The sequence below is a fragment of the Thioclava sp. JE_KL1 genome (genome assembly GCF_009296265.1).
Lineage (GTDB): Bacteria > Pseudomonadota > Alphaproteobacteria > Rhodobacterales > Rhodobacteraceae > Thioclava.
Map to the genome: position 1 here is coordinate 43,912 of NZ_WBJS01000009.1, position 18,843 is coordinate 62,754.

The window sequence follows — 18,843 nt, forward strand, 5'->3', positions numbered from 1 at the left end:
AATGTTCCTCTTCCCTAACGTGTCCCGAAGGAGATCCTAACGTCTCGAAGGAATTCCTTTCGGTGACGCTACCAGCCGGAAGATCTAAATCAATCTGCGCTTCACGATGACGTCACGTTCTGTTGCCGGCATGCACGGAAAAATGTGGCTTTGCGGCCACTCGAGGGTGACGTTCGCGTCAAGTTCTGAACTGAAGCGTTTAGAAGCCGTTGGAAAACTTGAGAATCGCAAGAAGGCCGAGCCAGAGAGCCGCGCCGAAAAGCGCGACCAGAAGCGCACTCCACAGCGTGGCGCGCGGAGCTGGCAGATGTGGCGGCCCGTCGGTCTTGCGCGCCTGCAATGACGTTCCGGCAGGCGGGGGCTGTCTGCGCTTTGCGCGCGGGGGATTTTCAGGAGCGCGGGCCATTTCGCCTCAGGGTTGTCATGTTTCGCGTCTTCATTAACCCCGGCTTAGGTAAAGCAAGCCTTAATGGCGGCGATGAAACCTGTCCGTCTTACGCAAATTTCAGGCTCCGATGCGGGCTGGGATCGCGGGTTGCGCGCTCTTGCGCCGGGGCAGGCGCCTGCCTTTCAGCAGGCGGCGCTCTATGGGACGCTCGCTGCAGCGCGGGGGCGGCGCGTCCTGCGGCTCGAGATCACGGAGGCGGGCAGGCGGATCGCACTGGCCCAGATGATCGGGCGCGGCGGGCTGTGGCTTCTGTCGCGCGGACCGGTCTTCGCCCCCGGTCTGGATCACTCTCTCCGGGTCGCCGTGCTGCGCCGGATCGCGCGCCGATGGGGGATCGTCCTCGCGACGCCGGACGCGTCGCTGGCCGGTATCGGGTTGGTCCCGCTGATCACGCCCCGCCACCACGCGCTTTGGTCCTTGCAGCCCGAGACGAAGGCGCTGCGCGCCGGGCTGGCGGGGAAATGGCGCAATCGCCTGGCCGCGGCGGAGCGCGCGAGGCTGCAGGTGAGGATTGAGCCCGAAATCGACTGGCTTCTCGCTGCCGATGCGGCCCAGCAACGGGCGCGTGGCTACCGCGCGCTGCCGCCCGGCTTCACCCGCGCCTGGGCGGATCACAACCCGGCGGATTTCCTCGCGCTGCTCGTCGAGGATACCAACAGACAGCGCCTCGCGGGCGGCATTTTTCTGCTCCATGGCGAGGGGGCGAGCTATCACATCGGCTGGACCGGGCCGCAGGGGCGTATGTCGGGCGCGCATAACCTGATGCTCTGGCACGCGGCGCTGCGGCTGAAGGCGCGTGGGATCCGGCAACTCGATCTGGGCGCGGTGGATAGCGAGGATGGGGCAGGGCGGATGCGCTTCAAACTGGGCACCGGCGCGCAGCCGCATAGCCTCGGGGCGACTCTGTGGGTGCTGCCCCGTTAACCCTTCTCCTTGAGGAAAATATCCCCGCCGGAGGCTCCCTCAACCTGCCGCAGGCGCACCGCCGGACTGTCGCGCATGAAAGATGAAGCCGAGGAAATTTAGCAGCACTTGCGCGGCAAGGATCGGGGTGGAGCCGGTGGGGTCGTAATCGGGGGCGACCTCGACCAGATCGATGCCCACCACCTCGTGCCGCTTCGCCACGCCCTGCAGGATCTCCAGCACCTCGTAATAGAGAAACCCGCCATGGCTCGGCGTCCCGGTGCCGGGCGCGATCGAGGGGTCGAACCCGTCGATATCGATCGTGACATAGATCCGCGCGCCCTCCGGGATGCGGGCCAGCACGCCCTCGGCCCCCAGCTTGCGAACCTGCCGCACGCTCAGGAAATCGTCGCCCATCGCGCGGGCAGCGTCATAACCCTCCTTCGAGGTGGAGGAGACGTTGCGAATGCCGAGCGCGGTGATCCCCGAGACGTACCCCTTCTCGGCGGCGCGGCGCATCGGGTTGCCGTGGCCCTCGGTCACGCCGTGCCGCTCGTCCACGAAATCGAGATGGGCGTCGATCTGCAGGATATGGATCGGGCCCTTCTCGGCGCAATCGGCCTCGAAGGCGCGGATACAGGGAATATTGATCGAGTGGTCGCCGCCGATCACCACCGGCAGCGCGCCCGCCTTCAACATCGCGCGCACGCCGGTCTCGATATTGGCGTGGCTCTTCACCGTGTCGGTATGGACGATGTCAGCATCGCCAATATCGACGATGGTGACCTCCGGCCCGAGATAGGTCGCGTCATCCTCGTGATCGTAAGCCCCGGCATGACCGAATGAGAACAGGGTCGAGGCCTCGCGCACTGCCCTCGGCCCGAACCGCGCGCCGGGGCGGAACTGCGTGCCGAAATCGAAGGGCGCGCCCATCACGGCCACATCCGCCTCGATCGCGTCCCAGTCGGAGACGTATTGCCGCTTGCCGAAAGTGGAAATCCCCACGAAGGGCAGGTTCAGCCGCCCCGATTCATAGCCATGTCCCGCCATCTTGCCTCCAGACATCCTGTCGCACCTCGGACAGCTTTTCGCCGCGCGCGAAATATTGCAAGCTTCTGCGCGACCTATCTAGTCCACCGATTGCCCGAGGTAAGCGCATGTCCTTCGCCCCGCCCAAGATGACGCCCAAGGGCCTGTTTCGCCGCACGCCTCCCGCGATGTTCCCGCCCGTGCTGGGGCTGATGGGCCTCGGGATCGCGTGGCGGCGCGGCGTCGGGCAATTCGCGCTGCCGCCCGATCTGGCGGAGCTGTTTCTGGGCGCGGTGACGCTGCTCGCGCTGTTCACGTTGATCGCGTATGGCGCGAAGGTCGTGCGGCGTCCGGGCGTGGTGTTCGAGGATCTGCGCGTGCTGCCGGGGCGTGCGGGGCTCGCCGCGGGAACGCTGACGGTCTATCTGATCGCGGCTTCGCTTGCGCCCTATGGCGGGCTCGCCACCGTCATCTTCTGGCTGGGCGTCATCGTGCATCTGGGGCTGATCGCGGCGGTGATCTACACGCTCACAACGGGCCCGGCCGAACAGCGGCGCGTCAATCCGACATGGCAGCTGACCTTCTCGGGCTGGATCGTCGGCGCGGTGGCGGCGGTGATCCTCGGGCTCGATACGGTGGCGCTGGTGATGTTCTGGGTCGCGATGCTGTCGGCGGTCGTGATCTGGATGATCTCGCTGCAGCAATTCTCCCGCGAGCGCGTGCCTGCGCCGCTGCGGCCGCTGCTCGCCATTCATCTCGCGCCGGCCGCGCTGATCGGCACGGTGGCGAGCGCGTTCGGCGCGATGGGGATCGCGCAGGCGATGGCGATCCTCGCGGCGGCCTTTCTTCTGGCGCTGGTCGTGTCGATACGCTGGCTGCTCGCAGGGGGCTTCTCGCCGCTCTGGGGGGCGTTCACCTTCCCGGCAGCGGCGACGGCGGGGTGCTGGCTCGCGCTTGGCGGAATCTGGGCGGTGCCCGGCGCGCTGATGCTGACGGCGGCGACGCTGATCGTGGTGCCGATTGCGCTGAAAGTGCTGCAGCTTTGGGCGAAGGGTCAGCTCGCGATGAAGACCAACGCCGCGATTGCCTGAGCGCGGAGGGCGGCGCCTGAGCCTCGGGTGGACGCTTTGCTCCGCATTGTGGCCGGGCGGTTTATTTCGCAAGCCCGTAAGTCGGTCGTTCCCGCGATGACAGCGCCAATGCGCCCTCCCGTGGGGAGGGTCGGGCGCGGCCCGGGGCTGGTCGCCCCGCGCCACCGTAGGAGGCTGACACGATGGCGCTATACCCCTCGTTCGCGCACACCCGCTGCGCACCGCGTCCGCGAGGGGTTGCCTTCGCGTCCATTGCGTGAAACAGCAAACTGCCAAACGCATCTGGACACTGGAGACCCCCCATGCAGATTCGCGAGGCGCTCACCTTCGACGACGTTCTTCTTCTTCCCGCAGCCTCTTCGGTGCTTCCTGCAACCGCAGATGTCTCGACCCAGGTGACGAAGAAAATCCGGCTCAACATCCCGCTTCTGTCCTCCGCAATGGACACCGTCACTGAGGCGCGCATGGCGATCGCCATGGCTCAGGCGGGCGGCGTGGGCGTGATCCACAAGAACCTCACCGTCGAGCAGCAGGCCGACGAGGTCCGCCGCGTGAAGCGCTTCGAAAGCGGCATCGTCTACAACCCGATCACGCTGCGCCCCGACCAGACCCTCGCCGATGCGAAGGCGCTGACCGAGCGCTACGGCTTCTCTGGTTTCCCGGTCGTCGATGAAAACCGCCGCGTCGTGGGGATCGTGACCAACCGCGACATGCGGTTCGCCCAGAAGGACGAAACCCCGGTCTCGGTGATGATGACCACCGACCGTCTCGCGATCCTGCAAGAGCCCGCCGACCGCGCCCAAGCCATCGCGATGATGCGCGAGCGCCGGATCGAGAAGCTGCTGGTGACCGATGACGAAGGCAAGCTGACGGGCCTGCTGACGCTGCGCGATACCGAGCAGGCCGTTCTCAACCCCACCGCCTGCAAGGACGATCTGGGCCGCCTGCGCGTGGCCGCTGCGACCTCCGTGGGCGATGCTGGCTTCGAGCGCTCCGAGGCGCTGATCGACGCGGGTTGCGATATCGTCGTGGTCGACACGGCACATGGTCACAGCCAGGGCGTGATCGACGCGGTGAAACGCATCAAGCAACTGTCGAGCGACGTGCAGGTGATCGCGGGCAACGTGGCCACCGCCGACGCCACCAAGGCGCTGATCGACGTGGGCGCCGACGCGGTGAAATGCGGCATCGGCCCGGGCTCGATCTGCACGACGCGGATGGTCGCGGGCGTGGGCGTGCCGCAGCTGACCGCGATCATGGATTGCGTAAGTGCGGCGGGCGACGTGCCGATCATCGCCGATGGCGGCATCAAGTTCTCGGGCGATTTCGCGAAAGCCATCGCGGCGGGCGCAAGCTGCGCCATGGTCGGCTCGATGATCGCGGGCACCGATGAAAGCCCCGGCGAGGTGATCCTCTATCAGGGTCGCTCGTTCAAATCCTATCGTGGCATGGGCTCGCTCGGCGCGATGGCGCGCGGCTCGGCGGATCGCTACTTCCAGAAGGATGCGGCGAACGACAAGCTCGTGCCGGAAGGCATCGAGGGGCAGGTGCCCTACAAAGGCCCCGCAGGCGCGGTGGTCCACCAGCTCGTGGGCGGTCTGCGCGCGGCGATGGGCTATACCGGCTCCGCCACGGTCGCTGAGATGCGCACGAACTGCAATTTCGTCCGCATCACCGGCGCGGGCCTCAAGGAAAGCCATGTCCACGACGTCGCGATCACCCGCGAGAGCCCGAACTACCGGATCGGCTAAGGCGCGCAGCGCCGCATTGCGATAGACACGAAAGGCCCGGCCAGCGATGGTCCGGGCCTTTTTTACGGCATATTACGCAGCGTAAACTTTTCATAGTTTCGCCGTAATCGCCCGTTAACCAGAGGGGATCACCCTCAAACCGTTCCTTGGTTTCGAGATGGAGGTCCGACATGATGCACCGAATTGCCGTGCGCAACTCTCAGGCGCAAATCCCTACGATCGCGAAACTTTTCGCGGCGCTGGCGCTTGGGGCGACCGGGTTCTTCGCCGCGCAGCAGATCATGCCCGCGATTCCCGCCGGAACCGACGGGGCGAAGGAATTGTGGCTGATCATGGGCTCGTTCGGACTGCTGTTCGGCTGGCGTGTGGTCGGGGTCTCCGCCGGGCGCCGCTGGGTCGATGCGATCAATGACGGGCTGCGCGGCGGTCTTTACGTCCTGCTGTGGACCTTCGCCTTCCTCGGCGTGATGCAGATGCTGAAACTTGCGCTGCGCATGCGCTATGACGATGTGCTCTCCGCCGTGACCGACGTCATCGGGCAGGGGACCGCGATCGGGTTGGCCTCGCTTGGGGTAATGCCTGTCATCACGCTGGGCTTCGGCGCGATGGGCGCCGGGCTTCTGTCGGAACTCGCGCATCGCCGCTACGGGCGCTGAGCACGAAACCCACCACACCCTCCGCTTGACATCGCGCGCCTGCCTTGCAGGTTGTGGCGCATGATGTGCCAAGCTGCGGGGACGGTCATGCAACCACATTTCTTCTACGGCACGCTGTGTCATCCGCCTTTGCTGGAGGCGGTCATCGGACGTGTGCCGCAGCTCGTTCCGGCGCGGCTGGAGGGCTTTGCCCCGCATGAGGCCTGTCGCGACGGGCAGGGCTTGGGCTTTCCGATCCTGATCGCGACACCGGACGCGGTGACGCGCGGCGTCGTGGCCGACCTGACCGAGGCCGAGGCCGAGCGTATCGCATGGTACGAGGATGGCTACGATGCCGAGATCCGCGATCTCGAGACCGGATCGGGGCCGCGCGAGGCGAAGCTGTGGCTACCGAAAGCGGGACGCTGGGACGTGGGCGACGCGTGGACCCTCGGAGATTGGGCGCCGAAATGGGCCGCTCTGAAGACCGAGGCCGCGCGGCTCTTCATCGCCGAGGCGCAGGCCGTGGGACCGGACGCCGCCAATGCGCGCTATCACGCGATCCTCGTGCGCGCGGCGTCTACCTTGCGCGCCCGCGCAACCCCGATGGCGCAGCATTTGCGCCGGGATCTGCATGAGGGCGACATCAAGATCGACGCGCAACAGACTGCTTACGCAAAATTTTTTGCGGTCGAGGATTACAAGCTGGAACATCGGCTGTTCGCGGGCGGGATGAGTGCCAAGCTCGACCGGGCGGCCTTCGTCTCGGGCGATGCGAGCGTCGTTCTACCATACGATCCGGTGCGCGACCGGGTGATGCTGATCGAACAGATCCGCACCGGGCCACTGGCGCGGGGCGAGCCGAACCCGTGGATGATCGAGGCGATTGCGGGCCGGGTCGATCCCGGCGAGACGCCCGAAGAGGCCGCGCTGCGCGAGGCGGGCGAGGAGGCCGGGATCACGATTGCGCGCCTGATCGAGGCCCCGCGCTACTACCCGTCGCCCGGCGCGAAAAGCGAATTCGTCTATTCCTATATCGGGATCACCGATCTGCCCGACGAGGCCGCACAGCTTGGCGGCAAGGCCGATGAGCATGAAGATATCCGCGCGCATCTGGTGCCCTTCGAGCGCTTGATGACGCTGGTTGCGACTGGCGAGGCGGGCAATGCGCCCCTAGTCGTGCTCGCGCTCTGGCTTGCCGGGCAGCGCGCCGCACTGCAGCGGATGGCTGGCGTCGCGTAATCGCGGGGTTGAGGTGGCGCGCGCCGCGTCCTAAGTCTGACTTCAACGGCCCCGTTGGGGGTAACTCGATACGGGAGGAATGCGCGATGCGTATCTGCAGCGATCTGGCGTCGGCGGTGGGAAATACCCCGCTCATCAAGCTCAGGAAGGCATCGGAAGAGACCGGCTGCACGATCCTCGGCAAGTCTGAGTTCCTCAATCCCGGCCAATCGGTGAAAGACCGCGCAGCGCTGTTTATTATCCGTGACGCGATCCAGCGCGGCGAGCTTGCGCCCGGCGGCACGATCGTCGAAGGCACGGCGGGCAATACCGGCATCGGTCTCGCGCTCGTGGGCGCTTCGATGGGTTTCCGCGCGGTGATCGTGATCCCCGAGACGCAGAGCCAGGAAAAGAAGGACATGCTGCGGCTGGCGGGGGCCGAACTGGTGCAGGTTCCGGCCGCGCCTTATCGCAACCCGAACAACTACGTGCGCTATTCCGAGCGGCTCGCCAAGGAACTGGCCAAGACCGATCCGCATGGCGCGATCTGGGCCAACCAGTTCGACAATACCGCGAACCGGCAGGCCCATATCGAGACGACCGGCCCCGAAATCTGGGATCAGACCGGCGGCAAGGTCGACGGCTTCATCTGCGCGGTGGGCTCGGGCGGCACGCTCGCGGGCACCGGCATGGCGTTGCAGCCCAAGGGCGTGAAGATCGGCCTCGCCGATCCCGACGGCGCGGCGCTGCACAGCTATTACACCACGGGCGAGTTCAAATCCGAGGGTTCCTCGATCACCGAAGGCATCGGGCAGGGGCGGATCACCGCCAATCTCGAGGGCTTCACTCCGGATATGAGCTTCAACATCCCCGATAGCGAGGCGCTGCCGGTGGTCTTCGACCTGCTGCAGGAAGAAGGCCTCTGCTTGGGTGGCTCCTCGGGGATCAATATCGCGGGCGCGATGCATATGGCGCGCGAGCTGGGCCCGGGCCACACGATCGTGACGGTGCTGTGCGATTACGGCAACCGCTATCAGTCGAAACTCTTCAACCCCGACTTCCTCAAGGGCAAGGGGCTGCCTGTGCCGGAATGGCTCGACCGGGCTCCGCGAGAGATGCCGGAGGTCTTCGAGGGATGATCCTGCGTCTGGCGCGTCTGCTCTTGCTGGCCGTCGCGCTGGCGCTCCCCGGGATTGGTTTCGCGCAAAGCCCCGACACGCCCGATTACAAGGCGTGGGAACAGACCGCGACCGAAGCCGAAAAGATGGTGCAGGCCGATCAGGCCCAACGCCCGGCCTTCGACAAGATCCGGCAAGAGGTCGTCAACTGGCGAGAGAAGTTCAAGGCGGCCGAGGATATCAACGCCAGCCAGATCTCGACCGTGAAGGCGCAGATTGAGGCGCTCGGGCCCCCACCGAAGGAGGGCGAGAGCGAGGATCAGGCGATTGCCGACCGGCGCAAGAAGCTCAATGACGAGCTGGCAAAGCTACAGGCGCCAGCGCTGCGCGCGACCGAGGCCGCCAGCCGCGCGGATTCCATCGTCGCCAATATTGATCAGGTTCTGCGCGCGCGTCAGACAGACAAGCTGTTGCGGCTGACACCTTCGCCGCTCAATCCGATCAACTGGCCCGAGGGGGTGAAAGTCCTCACCGGGCTGACCTCCGAGCTTGCCTCCGAGATGGGGCAGCAACTCGATCAGCCGGACCCCTACGCCAATGCGCGCAACAACGCCCCTGCGATCGTGGGCCTTTTGTTGGTGGCGCTTATGCTGGTGTTGCGCGGGCGGACATGGATCGACAAGCTGGCCGATGTGCTGGAGGCGCGTCTGGCGCGCAACGCGCAGCGGGTGATCGATTTCATCGTCTCGCTGGGTCAGCTCTTGCTGCCGATCGCCGGAATCGCACTGCTTGAAGCGGCGCTGGTGCAGACGGAGCTGTTCGGCGCGCGCTGGTTGGAATTGTTGCTCGCGATCGGCGTGGTTCTGAGCGCGGCCTTCGTCGCCTTCTGGCTTTCGGGCCGTATCTTCCCGCGCAATGACCGGCAGGCCGCGCCCTTCACGCTGCAAAGCGAACGGCGCCGCGAAGGCCGGGTGCTGACGATCTCGCTGGCCGTGTTCGCCGCGATCCAGGGCCCGTTCGGTGACTGGCTTGTGGCCCGCGGGCAGGACGTATTCGAGGGCAGCGCGAAAACCGCCAAGGAGATCGACGCGGCGGGGCACACGCTCGATGCAGGCTTCGGCGTTCTGGTCTTCCCGCTGCAGGTCCTTGCAGCGATCGCGCTGTTCCGCTTCGGCCAGCTGCTGCGCCGTCACCTGCGCAACGAGACCAACGGGAGCGAGGAAGGTGCGTTTCGCGACCGTCTTGTCGGCGCGCTCGGCAATGCGCTGATTGGCGTCGCGGTGGTCGCGCCGGTTCTGGGCGGGATCGGCTATATCAACGCCGCCAATGCGCTGATCTTCCCAACCATCCTGACGCTGGGGCTGATCGCGCTGGTCCTGGTGCTCAACCAGTTCTTCACCGATGTTTACGTGTTGGTCACCCGGCGCGAGGATGACGGCCGCGACTCCCTGATCCCGGCGCTGATCGGCTTCCTGCTGGGCCTGCTCGCCATGCCGCCCGCGGCGTTGATCTGGGGCGCGCGCCCGGCCGATCTGGCCGAGATGTGGACGCGGTTCCAGAACGGCATCTCGGTCAGCGGCGTCACGATCTCGCCCGGCATCTTCCTGACCTTCGCGATCGTCTTCGTGATCGGCCTGATGGTCACGCGGCTCCTGCAAGGGGCGCTGAAGACCTCGCTGCTGCCGAAGACGAAGATCGACAAGGGCGGCCAGAACGCCATCGTCTCGGGGCTTGGCTATTTGGGGATCTTCCTCGCCGCGATCATCGCGATCTCCTCGGCCGGGATCGACCTCAGCTCGCTCGCCATCGTCGCCGGTGCGCTCTCGGTCGGTGTCGGTTTCGGTCTGCAGACCATCGTGCAGAACTTCGTCTCGGGCATCATTCTGCTGATCGAGCGCCCGATTTCTGAGGGCGACTGGATCGAGGTCAACGGCCAGATGGGAATCGTGAAGGCGATCTCCGTGCGCTCTACCCGGATCGAGACCTTCGACCGCACCGAAGTCATCGTGCCCAATGCCGACCTGATCTCCGGGCAGGTGACGAACTGGACCCGCGGCAATGTCACGGGCCGCCTGATCGTGCCGGTTGGCGTGGCCTATGGCACCGACACGCGCAAGGTCGAGAAGATCCTGCACGAGGTGGCTGCGAACCAGTCGCTGGTGATGATGAACCCCGAACCGGTCGTGATGTTCAAAGGGTTCGGCGCGGACAGCCTCGATTTCGAGGTCCGCGTGATCCTCTCGGACGTGAACTTCATCCTCCGCGTCCAGAGCGAGATGAATCACGAGATCAATCAACGCTTCGCCGAGGCCGGGATCGAAATTCCCTTCGCACAGCGCGACGTCTGGCTCCGCAACCCAGAGGTTCTGCGGCCCAAGGAGGACGAGGCCGAAAAGGACGCGGATGACTCGGAGACCTCCGCGGACGAAAGCGAAGACGACAGCGACACCAAGCACCCCGTGACCCGCGCCGATTACGGCAAGCCTCAGCCCGGCGAAGGGCCCGAGGGGATGGAGGAGCAGCGCCACGACACTTCAGACGGAGAGGCCGATGCCGGAGACCGCTAAACAGCCGCAGCAGCAAAGCTACCGCATACACCCCTATGCCCGCGATCTCGAGGTCCGGGTGACGGGCCTGACCGATGAGGGTGGTATCTATTGCGCGGATTCGATCTTTTACCCGACCGGCGGCGGCCAGCCCGGCGACAGTGGTAAACTGGTCTGGGATGGCGGCGAGATCGAGATCGCGACGGCGGTGAAGGCCGAACCCGGCGCGCCCGGTGCGGTGATCCTGGTTCCGGCGGAGCCGCAGCCGCTGCCGCCTGTTGGAGCGCAGGTGCAGCAGCATCTCGACTGGGAGCGGCGTCACCGTCACATGCGCGTCCACACCGCGCTGCATCTCCTGTCGGTCGCGATTCCGCTGCCGGTCACGGGCGGGCAGATCGGCTCTGAAAAGGGACGGCTCGATTTCGATATGCCGGAGCGGCCCGAAGATCTGGAAGCGATCGAACGGCAGCTCAACGACTGGATCGCGCAGGACCTCAAGGTGGTCGAGCATTGGATCACCGATGCCGAGCTCGAGGCGCAGCCCGATCTGGTCAAGACGCTCTCGGTCGCGCCGCCCAAAGGTCAGGGCTGGGTGCGGCTGGTAGCGGTCGGCGAAGAGGCCGACCGGATCGACCTGCAGCCCTGCGGTGGCACGCATGTCGCCTCGACCGGCGAGATCGGCGGCCTCAGGATCGGCAAGATCGAGAAGAAGGGCAAGATGAACCGCCGCGTGCATCTTCATCTGGCCTGAGTGCTGCGGGCCGGGCAGGGGCGCTGCCCCTCTGCCTGCGGCATTCACCCCGGGATATTTGAACAAGACGAAGGGGCGTGCCCCGCAATGCAAAAGGGCGGCCACCGGGGCCGCCCTTCGTCATTCATGGAAGCTGAATCAGGCTTTCGGGCCGATCATCTGCTCGGGACGCACGACTTTGTCGAAGGTTTCCTCGTCGACGAAGCCAAGCTTGATCGCCTCTTCCTTCAGCGTGGTGCCGTTCTTATGCGCGGTCTTCGCGACCTTGGTCGCGTTGTCGTAACCGATGGTCGGCGCGAGCGCGGTGACCAGCATCAGCGACTCGTGCAGCAGCTTCTCGATGCGCGGCTCGTTGGCCTCGATGCCCGCGACCATGTTGTCGGTGAAGGCCGAGGCGCTGTCGCCCAGGAGCTGCATCGATTGCAGCACGTTGTAGCTCATCATCGGGTTGTAGACGTTGAGCTCGAAATGGCCTTGCGAGCCGGCGATGCCGACGGCGGCGTCGTTGCCCATGACATGGGCGCAAACCATGGTCAGCGCTTCGGCCTGCGTCGGGTTCACCTTGCCCGGCATGATCGAGGAGCCCGGCTCGTTTTCCGGCAGGATCAGCTCGCCCAGACCGCAGCGCGGGCCCGAGCCCAGAAGGCGGATGTCGTTGGCGATCTTGAAGAGCGAAGCGGCCACGGTCTTCAGCGCGCCCGAGAACATCACCATCGCATCATGCGCGGCCAGCGCTTCGAACTTGTTCGGTGCGGTGACGAAGGGCAGGTCGGTGATCTCGGCCATGTTCGCCGCGACCGTCTCGGCCCAGCCCACTTGCGTGTTCAGACCGGTACCGACGGCGGTGCCGCCTTGGGCCAGTTCGTAGATGTCGCCGAGCGAGGCCTCGACGCGCTCGATCCCCTTCTTCACCTGATGGGCGTAGCCGGAGAATTCCTGACCGAGCGTCAGCGGCGTCGCGTCCTGCGTGTGGGTGCGGCCGATCTTGATGATGTCCTTGAAATCCTCGGACTTGGCTTCCAGCGCCGCGTGCAGCTTGCGCAGACCCGGCAGCAGAACGTCACGTGCCTGCATCGCGATCCCGACATGCATCGCGGTCGGGAAGGTGTCGTTCGAGGACTGCCCCATATTGCAGTGATCGTTCGGGTGGACCGGGTCTTTCGAGCCCATCTCGCCGCCCAAAATTTCGATCGCGCGGTTCGAGATCACCTCGTTCGCGTTCATGTTCGACTGCGTGCCCGAGCCGGTCTGCCAAACCACCAGCGGGAAGTTGTCGTCGAACTTGCCTTCGATCACTTCGCCCGCGGCCTCGATGATCGCATCGGCGATCTTTGCGTCCATCTTGCCCTGCGCCTTGTTGGCCATTGCGCAGGCTTTCTTGATTACGCCAAGCGCGCGGATGATCGGCACGGGCTGACGCTCCCAGCCGATCGGGAAGTTCATGATCGAGCGCTGCGTCTGCGCGCCCCAATATTTGTCGGCGGGAACTTCAAGCGGGCCGAAGCTGTCGGTTTCGGTGCGGGTCGCGGTCATCTGGGCCTCCATGATTGCGCGCAATCTTTCGCTCGCACTGATAGGGCGCGCGGAGGGATTTTGCAACGGTATACGGAGGTATACTTGGGGGGCTCTCAGATCTGTGCGGCGATCGCGTCGCGGTCGATCAGAGAATGCACTTCGCGGATGCGGCCATCGGTGACGCGATAGAAGACATGTTCGTCGAACGTCACGCGGCGGCCGTTCACCGGCAGGTCGAAGAGCGTTCCCGCGGGCGTGCAGTCGAAACGCAGCCGGGCTGCGATCACCGGCGGATCGGTCACGAGCGTTTCTGCGCGGAAGTGCAGGTCGGGGATCGCACGATGGTCACCCTCGAGCATCGCTTGATACCCTGCGAGGCCGAGCGGGCGCGCGTTATGCGTGACCTCCGGATGCACGAAATCACCGAGACGCGCCCAGTCTTGAGCGTTCAAGCAGTCGAGATAGCCGTGATAGAGCGAGAGGAGCGTGTCGCGGTCCAGAGGCTCCGAAGACACCGGATTACTTGCGGAATTGATCGAGGCTGACGACCTCGGCCTCGCCACGCTCGGCAGGGGCGGTCTCTTCCTCCTCGGCCACCTCATCCTCTTCGATCTCGTCGTCTTCGTCATATTCCTGCGTCTCGAAACGCAGGCCGAATTCGACGGAGGGGTCGACAAAGGTGGTGATCGCGTCGAGCGGCACATAGAGCGGCTCGGGAGAATTGCCGAAATTCAGCGTGATCGAGAACCCATCCTCGCCCACTTCGAAATTGTCATACCAGTTCTGGATGACGATGGTCATTTCTTCGGGGTAGCGTTCGCGCAGCCAATCGGCCAGCTCGGCATCGGGGTGACGGGTGTCGAAGGTGATGAAAAAGTGGTGCTCGCCGGGCAGACCATTGGCTGCGATGTCGCTTAGCACTGTCTGGATCAGCCCGCGCATCGCGTGATGCATCAGGTTGCCGTAATCAATGGATTGCGTCATGGCCGGGTCCCTTTCTTCTCGGGCTCAGCATAGGGGATTCGTGGCGGGCCGCAAGGCGGGCAGAGCCGCGCGAAGGCTGACGTCGAGGGCATGTACCGGGGGTGGCGGTCTTCGATCTTGCGCAACCTTGAGGCGAACCTTGTCGGGGCGGCGCCTATCCCAGCACTTCGCCCGACAGGCACAGCGCGACGGTGTCGCGCGGCATCATCTCCAACGCCTCGAAGAGTGCGATCACATCGTAATTATTATACGCCTCCACGATCCTGTCGCCGCGAAACCGCATCGTCAGTTGCCCGGTAAATTCCACCGCGCGCGCCGTTTGTGCCGATTTTCCCGCGATTTTCAGAAGCGTCCAAAGCCAGTCCTCCGTCTCGACATGGCGCAGCACGGTGATCTTGATGTCCTGCAGATGCGCGCGCAGGGCCGGCACCAGCTCGCGAAACTCCTGCGGTCGCAATTCGAGCCCCGGCATCAGCCCATTGGTCTGCGCCTCGGCGTCGAACAGCCCGTCGACCTCGTCCAGCCGACCTTCGCCCCAAACGGCATGGAGCCACGTTTCGATCCTCGCAAGCCGGGACATCGCGCCCCTCCGTTTCCCGTCGGTCCTGGGGGCACCATGGCAGGCACGGATTTCAAACCGGTTAACGCCGGTCGCATCGCAAAAAGAGGGGGGAAAGTGCAGGATTCTGTTGCAAGGCTCCTGCGGGCCCCGCCTTACGCGGCTAAGCGCAAGGAGTTAAGTTTCGGTTACCCGAGCTGCTTACGCAGCCAGAGCGACCGGAGCACGGTTGTCGTTGGCAACTGTACAAATCGCACCGATAACGGTGGTAGCTCACCGGGACAAAGCAAACATCTTTACACGTTCGTCGATCCTATTTCGGCCCCATTCTCCCCCAACGAGGGTTGATTGGTGGAGCCGCCGGGTACCGCCCCCGGGTCCGATCCGCTTATTTCATGCGCGTTTATGCCCATAGTCCCCGTTGCCGGGAACGTCTTGGAATATAGGGGGAAGATCGGGGGCCTTCAAGGCGTCGCGCGCGCATGATGTGCATTAACCGGACGTGAACTAGCCGCGCGCTATAGCTCGAGTCGGGCCAAGAACTGACCAAGGAGGGGCGCGATGAGCGACAAGACGATCTTGATCGATCTCAGCACAAGCTATCAGTTCCGCCATTGGCGGCCGATGGGCATCTTGCGGGTGGAGCACGAGGTCTGGCGGGCGTTTGCGGCCAGGTTTGGGGCGCGCGCGGTGCCCGCGATCTATGACGCGGCACGCGGTGGGTTTTGCCGTATTCCGCAGGCGATCTTCGAGGAGGTCATCTTCCGCAACGGCTGTCAGCCAGAAGTGCCATCACGCGCGCTCACCGCGCCGCGGCGCTGGCGCTCCTGGGCGCGGATCGGACGGTTTCTCTGGCGCGCCCGGCGCAGGGTGCGGGCGGTCGGGCAGGGCGGGCGATACGACGAGGCCGAGACCCGCGTGCGCCGCGAGAGCGCCGTGGCGGAGGAATTGCTGCGGCTGAGCGGGGAGGAATATGCCCTGATGCGCCGTGGGTTCGTGGCTCTGGAACGGGTTGCGCCGGGGATCGCACCGCGCATCCGGGCGCTCGATGCGCTCAATCACCGGGCGCATTACGGGCTGGTGCATACGGTCCACGACCAGATCTGCGCGGACCGAAATCGGATCGCGCCGGAAGAGGTGGGCGAGTATGTCTCTGCCGGTGGATTCTGGGGCGATGCGCGCTACCGGGCCGCCTACGAGATGCGGACCGCTCATGGATGGCGGCTGAGCTATTACATCCATGACCTGATCCCGATCCTTTGGGGGCATGTCGCCGAACCCACGACGCGCAAGACCTTTCCGCCCGCGCTGCACTGGATGCTCTGGGGTGTGGATCGGGTCTGGACGAATTCGGAGGTGACGCGGCGCGATCTGCTCGCCCATGCCGCCCGCTGCGGCTATCCCGAGTTGGAGCCAGAGAAAGTGCGCGTCGTGACGCTTGGCGCGGACGCGCTACGCGAGACCGCGCCCGCCACCGAACTCGCGGGCCTCTTCGCGCACCGCGATCTGGAGCCTGGCGCCTACGTTCTGATGGTCGGCACGCAGGAGCCGCGCAAGAACCATGATTTCGCCTATCGGCTCTGGCGCGAACTGGCTGCGCGCCGCGACGATATCATGCCGCTGGTTTGGGTCGGACAGCCCGGCTGGTCGATCGGCCCGCTTCTGGAAATGGTGCGCGCGGATTCCGGCCTGCCGCATGGCGCGATCCGCATCCTCGATGATGTCGACGACGCCGAGTTGCAGGCGCTCTATGCGCATTGCCGCTACACGATCTACCCGTCCCATTACGAGGGTTGGGGGCTACCAGTTGTCGAGTCGCTTTTGCATGGCAAACCCTGTCTGACATCGGATGCGCCCGCCTTGATCGAGGCGGCGGAGGGCTGCGCGGAGGCGATCGGGCTTCTCGAGGGCGAGCGGTGGCTTGCCCGGGCCGAGGCGCTGATGGAGGACGAGGCAGCCTATCGCGCGGCCTGTGCGCAAGCGGAGCGGTTCACGCCGCATCGATGGGCCGATTTTCGAGAGGCGCTCACCGCCGGGTTCGACGCGGCCGGCGATGACATCTCCACGCGCGACCCTGCGTGGACCCAGCAGTGGCGCCAGCCGATCCCCTATCGCGAGGATGCCGCATGAAGATCGCAGTTTTCGGTCATTACCCGATCCACCGCCCGCTGCATGGCGGCCAGCGCCGGGTCGCGGCTATCGCCCGGCAGGCGCGCGCGGCGGGCCACATCTTCCGCTATGTCCCGATCGACTCGACGCGCGGCTATCCCGACGGCTCGCCCGATGAGCGCCGCACGGCGGTGCCGGAGGCGCTGCTGCCGCGTCTCCACGATCCGCAGCGCCGCGAGGATCTTCATATCTCCGACACGCTCAAAGATCATCCGCTGATCGAAGGGCTGATCAGGGAACTGCGCGACTTCGCCCCCGATGCGGTGCAATTCGAACATCCGTGGCTCTATCCGCTATTCGCCGAGGCGTTAGACCGCGATCCGGTCTTGCGCCGCGCCCGGCTGATCTATTCCGCGCATAATGTTGAGGCCGCGCTGATCGATCCGCATTGGCGCGCGGAGGCTGAGGCGCTCGAGTCCGCGCTCGTCGCGAGGGCCGATCTCACCGTCGCCGTCTGTGAGGCCGATGCGCGCCATTTTGCCGGTCTGCCGGGCGCGGCAGAGGTCGTTGTCGCGCCAAACGGCTGCTGGGCGCCCGATCCCGAAACGGTCCCGTCCGCGCCGCTAGACGGACCCTACGCGCTTGTCGCGGGCTCCGCCCATCCGCCGAATGCGCGTGGCTATTGGGCGTCTTTCGGCGAAATTCCCGGCTTCCTGCCGCCGCGCAGCCGCCTCGCCGTGGCAGGCGGAATGACCCATCTGATCACCGCCGACGACCGCTTCCGCCGCTATGCGCAGATGAATGCGGAATTCGTCGCGCCGCTTGGCGTGGTGGCGGAAGAAGCCTTGAACGGTCTTCTGCATCACGCCCGCGCCATATGCCTGCCGATCACCGAGGGCGGCGGTACCAATCTCAAGACCGCCCAGGCGCTTATGTCCTGCAAACCTGTCGTCGCGATGCGCCCCGCGATGCGCGGGTTCGAAGAGGCGGAACGCCTCAGCGGCGTGCATGTCGCAGACGACCCGGAGCAGTTCCGCCGTCTGCTGCGCGATGCCATGACCAAGTCGATCGGATCGGAGCGCCGCCCGGACGAGGTCGCGCAATATGGCTGGCCCGCGCAGCTCGCGCCGCTGATCTCCCGCTATGAAAGTCTTGCCGCATGAAAGATCTACCTCCGCACCGCGTCGCCTTTGCTGATCCCGATCTCGCCGCGCAGACGCAGGCCACGCCCGCCGCGATCGACACCTTGTTCCAAGCCTATCTCGGTCGCCCCGCGAAAGAGGCGGCGCAGAGCGCGTTGAAGGAGCAGCGCGCGTCGGTCGCCGATGTCGAGCGGGAGTTGCGCGGATCGGAGGAATATCGCCGCAAGGCGCGGCTGCTGCGCGATCACGATCGCAGCCAATACGACGGCGCGATGCTGTATATCGCACCTGCGCGCGCCGTTTTCTGCCCCATTGCGAAGGTCGCCAATACCTCGGTCAAGGACTGGGCGCTCCGGCTTGTGGGCGACGGGCGGCCCGAACCCGGCATGTCGCATTACTGGCTCGATTCCGGGCAAAGCCGGATGCAGGCGCGCCATTGGGCTTTTGCCGCACGCGACCGGGTCGATCATGCGCCGGACTGGGTCTCGGTCGCGCTGTTGCGCGATCCCGTCGACCGACTGGTCAGCTGTTATTGCGACAAGTTCGGACGCAATCGAACGCAGGACTCGGTGCTGCATCATACGCGCCCGGTCTATGCGTTTTTCGCGGGCGGGGGCGATCCGGACCGGATGATGATCGAACGCGGATTGAGCTTTCGGCAGCTCTGTTTCTACATCAACGCCACCGCGCGCGAGGCGCAGGACAGCCATTGGGCCGCGCAATGGAGCTACTTGCAAAATCGCCGCTGGGACCGGCTGTTCGCGCTGGAGAAGATCGAGAGTTTCGAGAGCTTCCTGCGGGATCGCCTGCCCGAAGAGCTTCGCGACATCCGGTTGGGGCTGACCAATGCCGCGCAAAAGGCGGGCGGGCGGCCGTCCCGTGATCTCTCCGATGCGCTTCCGGGAGAGTGGATGGGCGCGCGCATGCCGCCCTATGAGGCGTTCCTGACAGACGATATTCGCGGCTTTATCGGCGATTATTACGCGCTCGATGCACGGCTGCATGCGCAGGCGCTTGCCGAGAGTTGAGCCGCAGCTGCCC

The 18,843-nt window shown here is 65.4% G+C and carries 16 protein-coding genes and 1 other RNA gene; 11 read left to right on the plus strand and 6 right to left on the minus strand.

Annotation, left to right across the window (positions count from 1 at the left end; all coding sequences use genetic code 11):
* Nucleotides 1–469: 469 nt before the first annotated feature.
* Complete coding sequence (locus tag F8R15_RS16795) at nt 470–1,372, plus strand: GNAT family N-acetyltransferase (RefSeq protein WP_152845356.1); 903 nt, start codon at nt 470–472, stop codon at nt 1,370–1,372.
* Nucleotides 1,373–1,411: 39 nt separating this feature from the next.
* Here the strand turns inward: F8R15_RS16795 and speB are convergent, their stop codons facing one another.
* Complete coding sequence (gene speB / locus F8R15_RS16800; protein ID WP_152845388.1) at nt 1,412–2,401, minus strand: agmatinase; 990 nt, start codon at nt 2,399–2,401, stop codon at nt 1,412–1,414.
* A gap of 107 nt (nt 2,402–2,508) precedes the next feature.
* On the opposite strand from speB, the gene F8R15_RS16805 reads away from it, so the two are divergent.
* The 7 genes from F8R15_RS16805 (at nt 2,509) to F8R15_RS16835 (ending at nt 11,493) form a co-directional block, all read left to right on the plus strand.
* Nucleotides 2,509–3,471 (plus strand): tellurium resistance protein, encoded by a 963-nt coding sequence (locus tag F8R15_RS16805; RefSeq protein ID WP_152845357.1) that lies wholly within the window; start codon nt 2,509–2,511, stop codon nt 3,469–3,471.
* 302 nt (nt 3,472–3,773) lie between these two features.
* Nucleotides 3,774–5,222: an IMP dehydrogenase gene (guaB, locus tag F8R15_RS16810; protein WP_078541131.1), complete on the plus strand. Its 1,449-nt coding sequence runs from the start codon at nt 3,774–3,776 to the stop codon at nt 5,220–5,222.
* A gap of 170 nt (nt 5,223–5,392) precedes the next feature.
* A complete protein-coding gene (locus F8R15_RS16815; RefSeq protein ID WP_152845358.1) occupies nt 5,393–5,878 on the plus strand; it encodes a TrgA family protein in 486 nt (161 codons plus the stop codon).
* 87 nt (nt 5,879–5,965) lie between these two features.
* Complete coding sequence (locus F8R15_RS16820) at nt 5,966–7,099, plus strand: NUDIX domain-containing protein (RefSeq protein WP_172976247.1); 1,134 nt, start codon at nt 5,966–5,968, stop codon at nt 7,097–7,099.
* A gap of 86 nt (nt 7,100–7,185) precedes the next feature.
* Complete coding sequence (locus F8R15_RS16825; RefSeq protein WP_152845360.1) at nt 7,186–8,217, plus strand: cysteine synthase A; 1,032 nt, start codon at nt 7,186–7,188, stop codon at nt 8,215–8,217.
* Nucleotides 8,214–10,763, plus strand: coding sequence for a DUF3772 domain-containing protein (locus F8R15_RS16830; protein ID WP_253732707.1), 2,550 nt, complete (start codon nt 8,214–8,216; stop codon nt 10,761–10,763). Before F8R15_RS16825 ends, F8R15_RS16830 begins: the two co-directional genes overlap by 4 nt.
* Nucleotides 10,747–11,493, plus strand: coding sequence for an alanyl-tRNA editing protein (locus F8R15_RS16835; protein ID WP_152845361.1), 747 nt, complete (start codon nt 10,747–10,749; stop codon nt 11,491–11,493). Before F8R15_RS16830 ends, F8R15_RS16835 begins: the two co-directional genes overlap by 17 nt.
* Before the next feature lie 138 nt (nt 11,494–11,631).
* On the opposite strand, the gene fumC is transcribed toward F8R15_RS16835, so the two are convergent.
* From fumC to ssrA, 5 genes are all read right to left on the minus strand, one after another.
* Nucleotides 11,632–13,026 (minus strand): class II fumarate hydratase, encoded by a 1,395-nt coding sequence (gene fumC / locus F8R15_RS16840; protein ID WP_078550727.1) that lies wholly within the window; start codon nt 13,024–13,026, stop codon nt 11,632–11,634.
* Between the two features lie 95 nt (nt 13,027–13,121).
* Nucleotides 13,122–13,523: an ester cyclase gene (locus F8R15_RS16845; protein WP_368731087.1), complete on the minus strand. Its 402-nt coding sequence runs from the start codon at nt 13,521–13,523 to the stop codon at nt 13,122–13,124.
* A 4-nt stretch (nt 13,524–13,527) separates the two neighbouring features.
* Entirely contained in the window at nt 13,528–13,992 is a 465-nt protein-coding gene (locus F8R15_RS16850) for an SspB family protein (protein WP_152845363.1), read from the minus strand.
* A gap of 154 nt (nt 13,993–14,146) precedes the next feature.
* Nucleotides 14,147–14,572: a nuclear transport factor 2 family protein gene (locus F8R15_RS16855; protein WP_152845364.1), complete on the minus strand. Its 426-nt coding sequence runs from the start codon at nt 14,570–14,572 to the stop codon at nt 14,147–14,149.
* Nucleotides 14,573–14,667: 95 nt separating this feature from the next.
* Nucleotides 14,668–15,023, minus strand: a transfer-messenger RNA (tmRNA) gene (ssrA, locus tag F8R15_RS16860).
* Between the two features lie 89 nt (nt 15,024–15,112).
* Here ssrA and F8R15_RS16865 point away from each other — a divergent pair.
* Genes F8R15_RS16865 through F8R15_RS16875 form a run of 3 tightly spaced genes read left to right on the plus strand, consistent with a single transcriptional unit; the run spans nt 15,113 to nt 18,830 of the window.
* Nucleotides 15,113–16,681 carry a glycosyltransferase family 1 protein gene (locus F8R15_RS16865; RefSeq protein ID WP_152845365.1) on the plus strand — a complete coding sequence of 523 codons (1,569 nt, stop codon included), beginning with the start codon at nt 15,113–15,115 and terminating at the stop codon, nt 16,679–16,681.
* Nucleotides 16,678–17,823 (plus strand): glycosyltransferase, encoded by a 1,146-nt coding sequence (locus F8R15_RS16870; RefSeq protein WP_152845366.1) that lies wholly within the window; start codon nt 16,678–16,680, stop codon nt 17,821–17,823. The genes F8R15_RS16865 and F8R15_RS16870 overlap by 4 nt, the downstream gene beginning before the upstream one ends.
* Nucleotides 17,820–18,830, plus strand: a complete 1,011-nt coding sequence (locus F8R15_RS16875; protein ID WP_152845367.1) for a sulfotransferase family 2 domain-containing protein — start codon at nt 17,820–17,822, stop codon at nt 18,828–18,830. The genes F8R15_RS16870 and F8R15_RS16875 overlap by 4 nt, the downstream gene beginning before the upstream one ends.
* The last annotated feature ends 13 nt before the right edge of the window (nt 18,831–18,843 follow it).

Excerpts from the sequence above, each read along its gene's own strand:
- F8R15_RS16830 (WP_253732707.1), top strand. The coding sequence starts at position 8,214 with ATGATCCTGCGTCTGGCGCGTCTGCTCTTGCTGGCCGTCGCGCTGGCG.
- F8R15_RS16850 (WP_152845363.1), bottom strand. The coding sequence starts at position 13,992 with ATGACGCAATCCATTGATTACGGCAACCTGATGCATCACGCGATGCGC.
- F8R15_RS16855 (WP_152845364.1), bottom strand. The coding sequence starts at position 14,572 with ATGTCCCGGCTTGCGAGGATCGAAACGTGGCTCCATGCCGTTTGGGGC.
- fumC (WP_078550727.1), bottom strand. The coding sequence starts at position 13,026 with ATGACCGCGACCCGCACCGAAACCGACAGCTTCGGCCCGCTTGAAGTT.
- F8R15_RS16805 (WP_152845357.1), top strand. The coding sequence starts at position 2,509 with ATGTCCTTCGCCCCGCCCAAGATGACGCCCAAGGGCCTGTTTCGCCGC.
- F8R15_RS16795 (WP_152845356.1), top strand. The coding sequence starts at position 470 with ATGGCGGCGATGAAACCTGTCCGTCTTACGCAAATTTCAGGCTCCGAT.
- F8R15_RS16870 (WP_152845366.1), top strand. The coding sequence starts at position 16,678 with ATGAAGATCGCAGTTTTCGGTCATTACCCGATCCACCGCCCGCTGCAT.
- guaB (WP_078541131.1), top strand. The coding sequence starts at position 3,774 with ATGCAGATTCGCGAGGCGCTCACCTTCGACGACGTTCTTCTTCTTCCC.
- F8R15_RS16835 (WP_152845361.1), top strand. The coding sequence starts at position 10,747 with ATGCCGGAGACCGCTAAACAGCCGCAGCAGCAAAGCTACCGCATACAC.
- F8R15_RS16825 (WP_152845360.1), top strand. The coding sequence starts at position 7,186 with ATGCGTATCTGCAGCGATCTGGCGTCGGCGGTGGGAAATACCCCGCTC.
- F8R15_RS16820 (WP_172976247.1), top strand. The coding sequence starts at position 5,966 with ATGCAACCACATTTCTTCTACGGCACGCTGTGTCATCCGCCTTTGCTG.
- F8R15_RS16815 (WP_152845358.1), top strand. The coding sequence starts at position 5,393 with ATGATGCACCGAATTGCCGTGCGCAACTCTCAGGCGCAAATCCCTACG.
- speB (WP_152845388.1), bottom strand. The coding sequence starts at position 2,401 with ATGGCGGGACATGGCTATGAATCGGGGCGGCTGAACCTGCCCTTCGTG.
- F8R15_RS16865 (WP_152845365.1), top strand. The coding sequence starts at position 15,113 with ATGAGCGACAAGACGATCTTGATCGATCTCAGCACAAGCTATCAGTTC.
- F8R15_RS16875 (WP_152845367.1), top strand. The coding sequence starts at position 17,820 with ATGAAAGATCTACCTCCGCACCGCGTCGCCTTTGCTGATCCCGATCTC.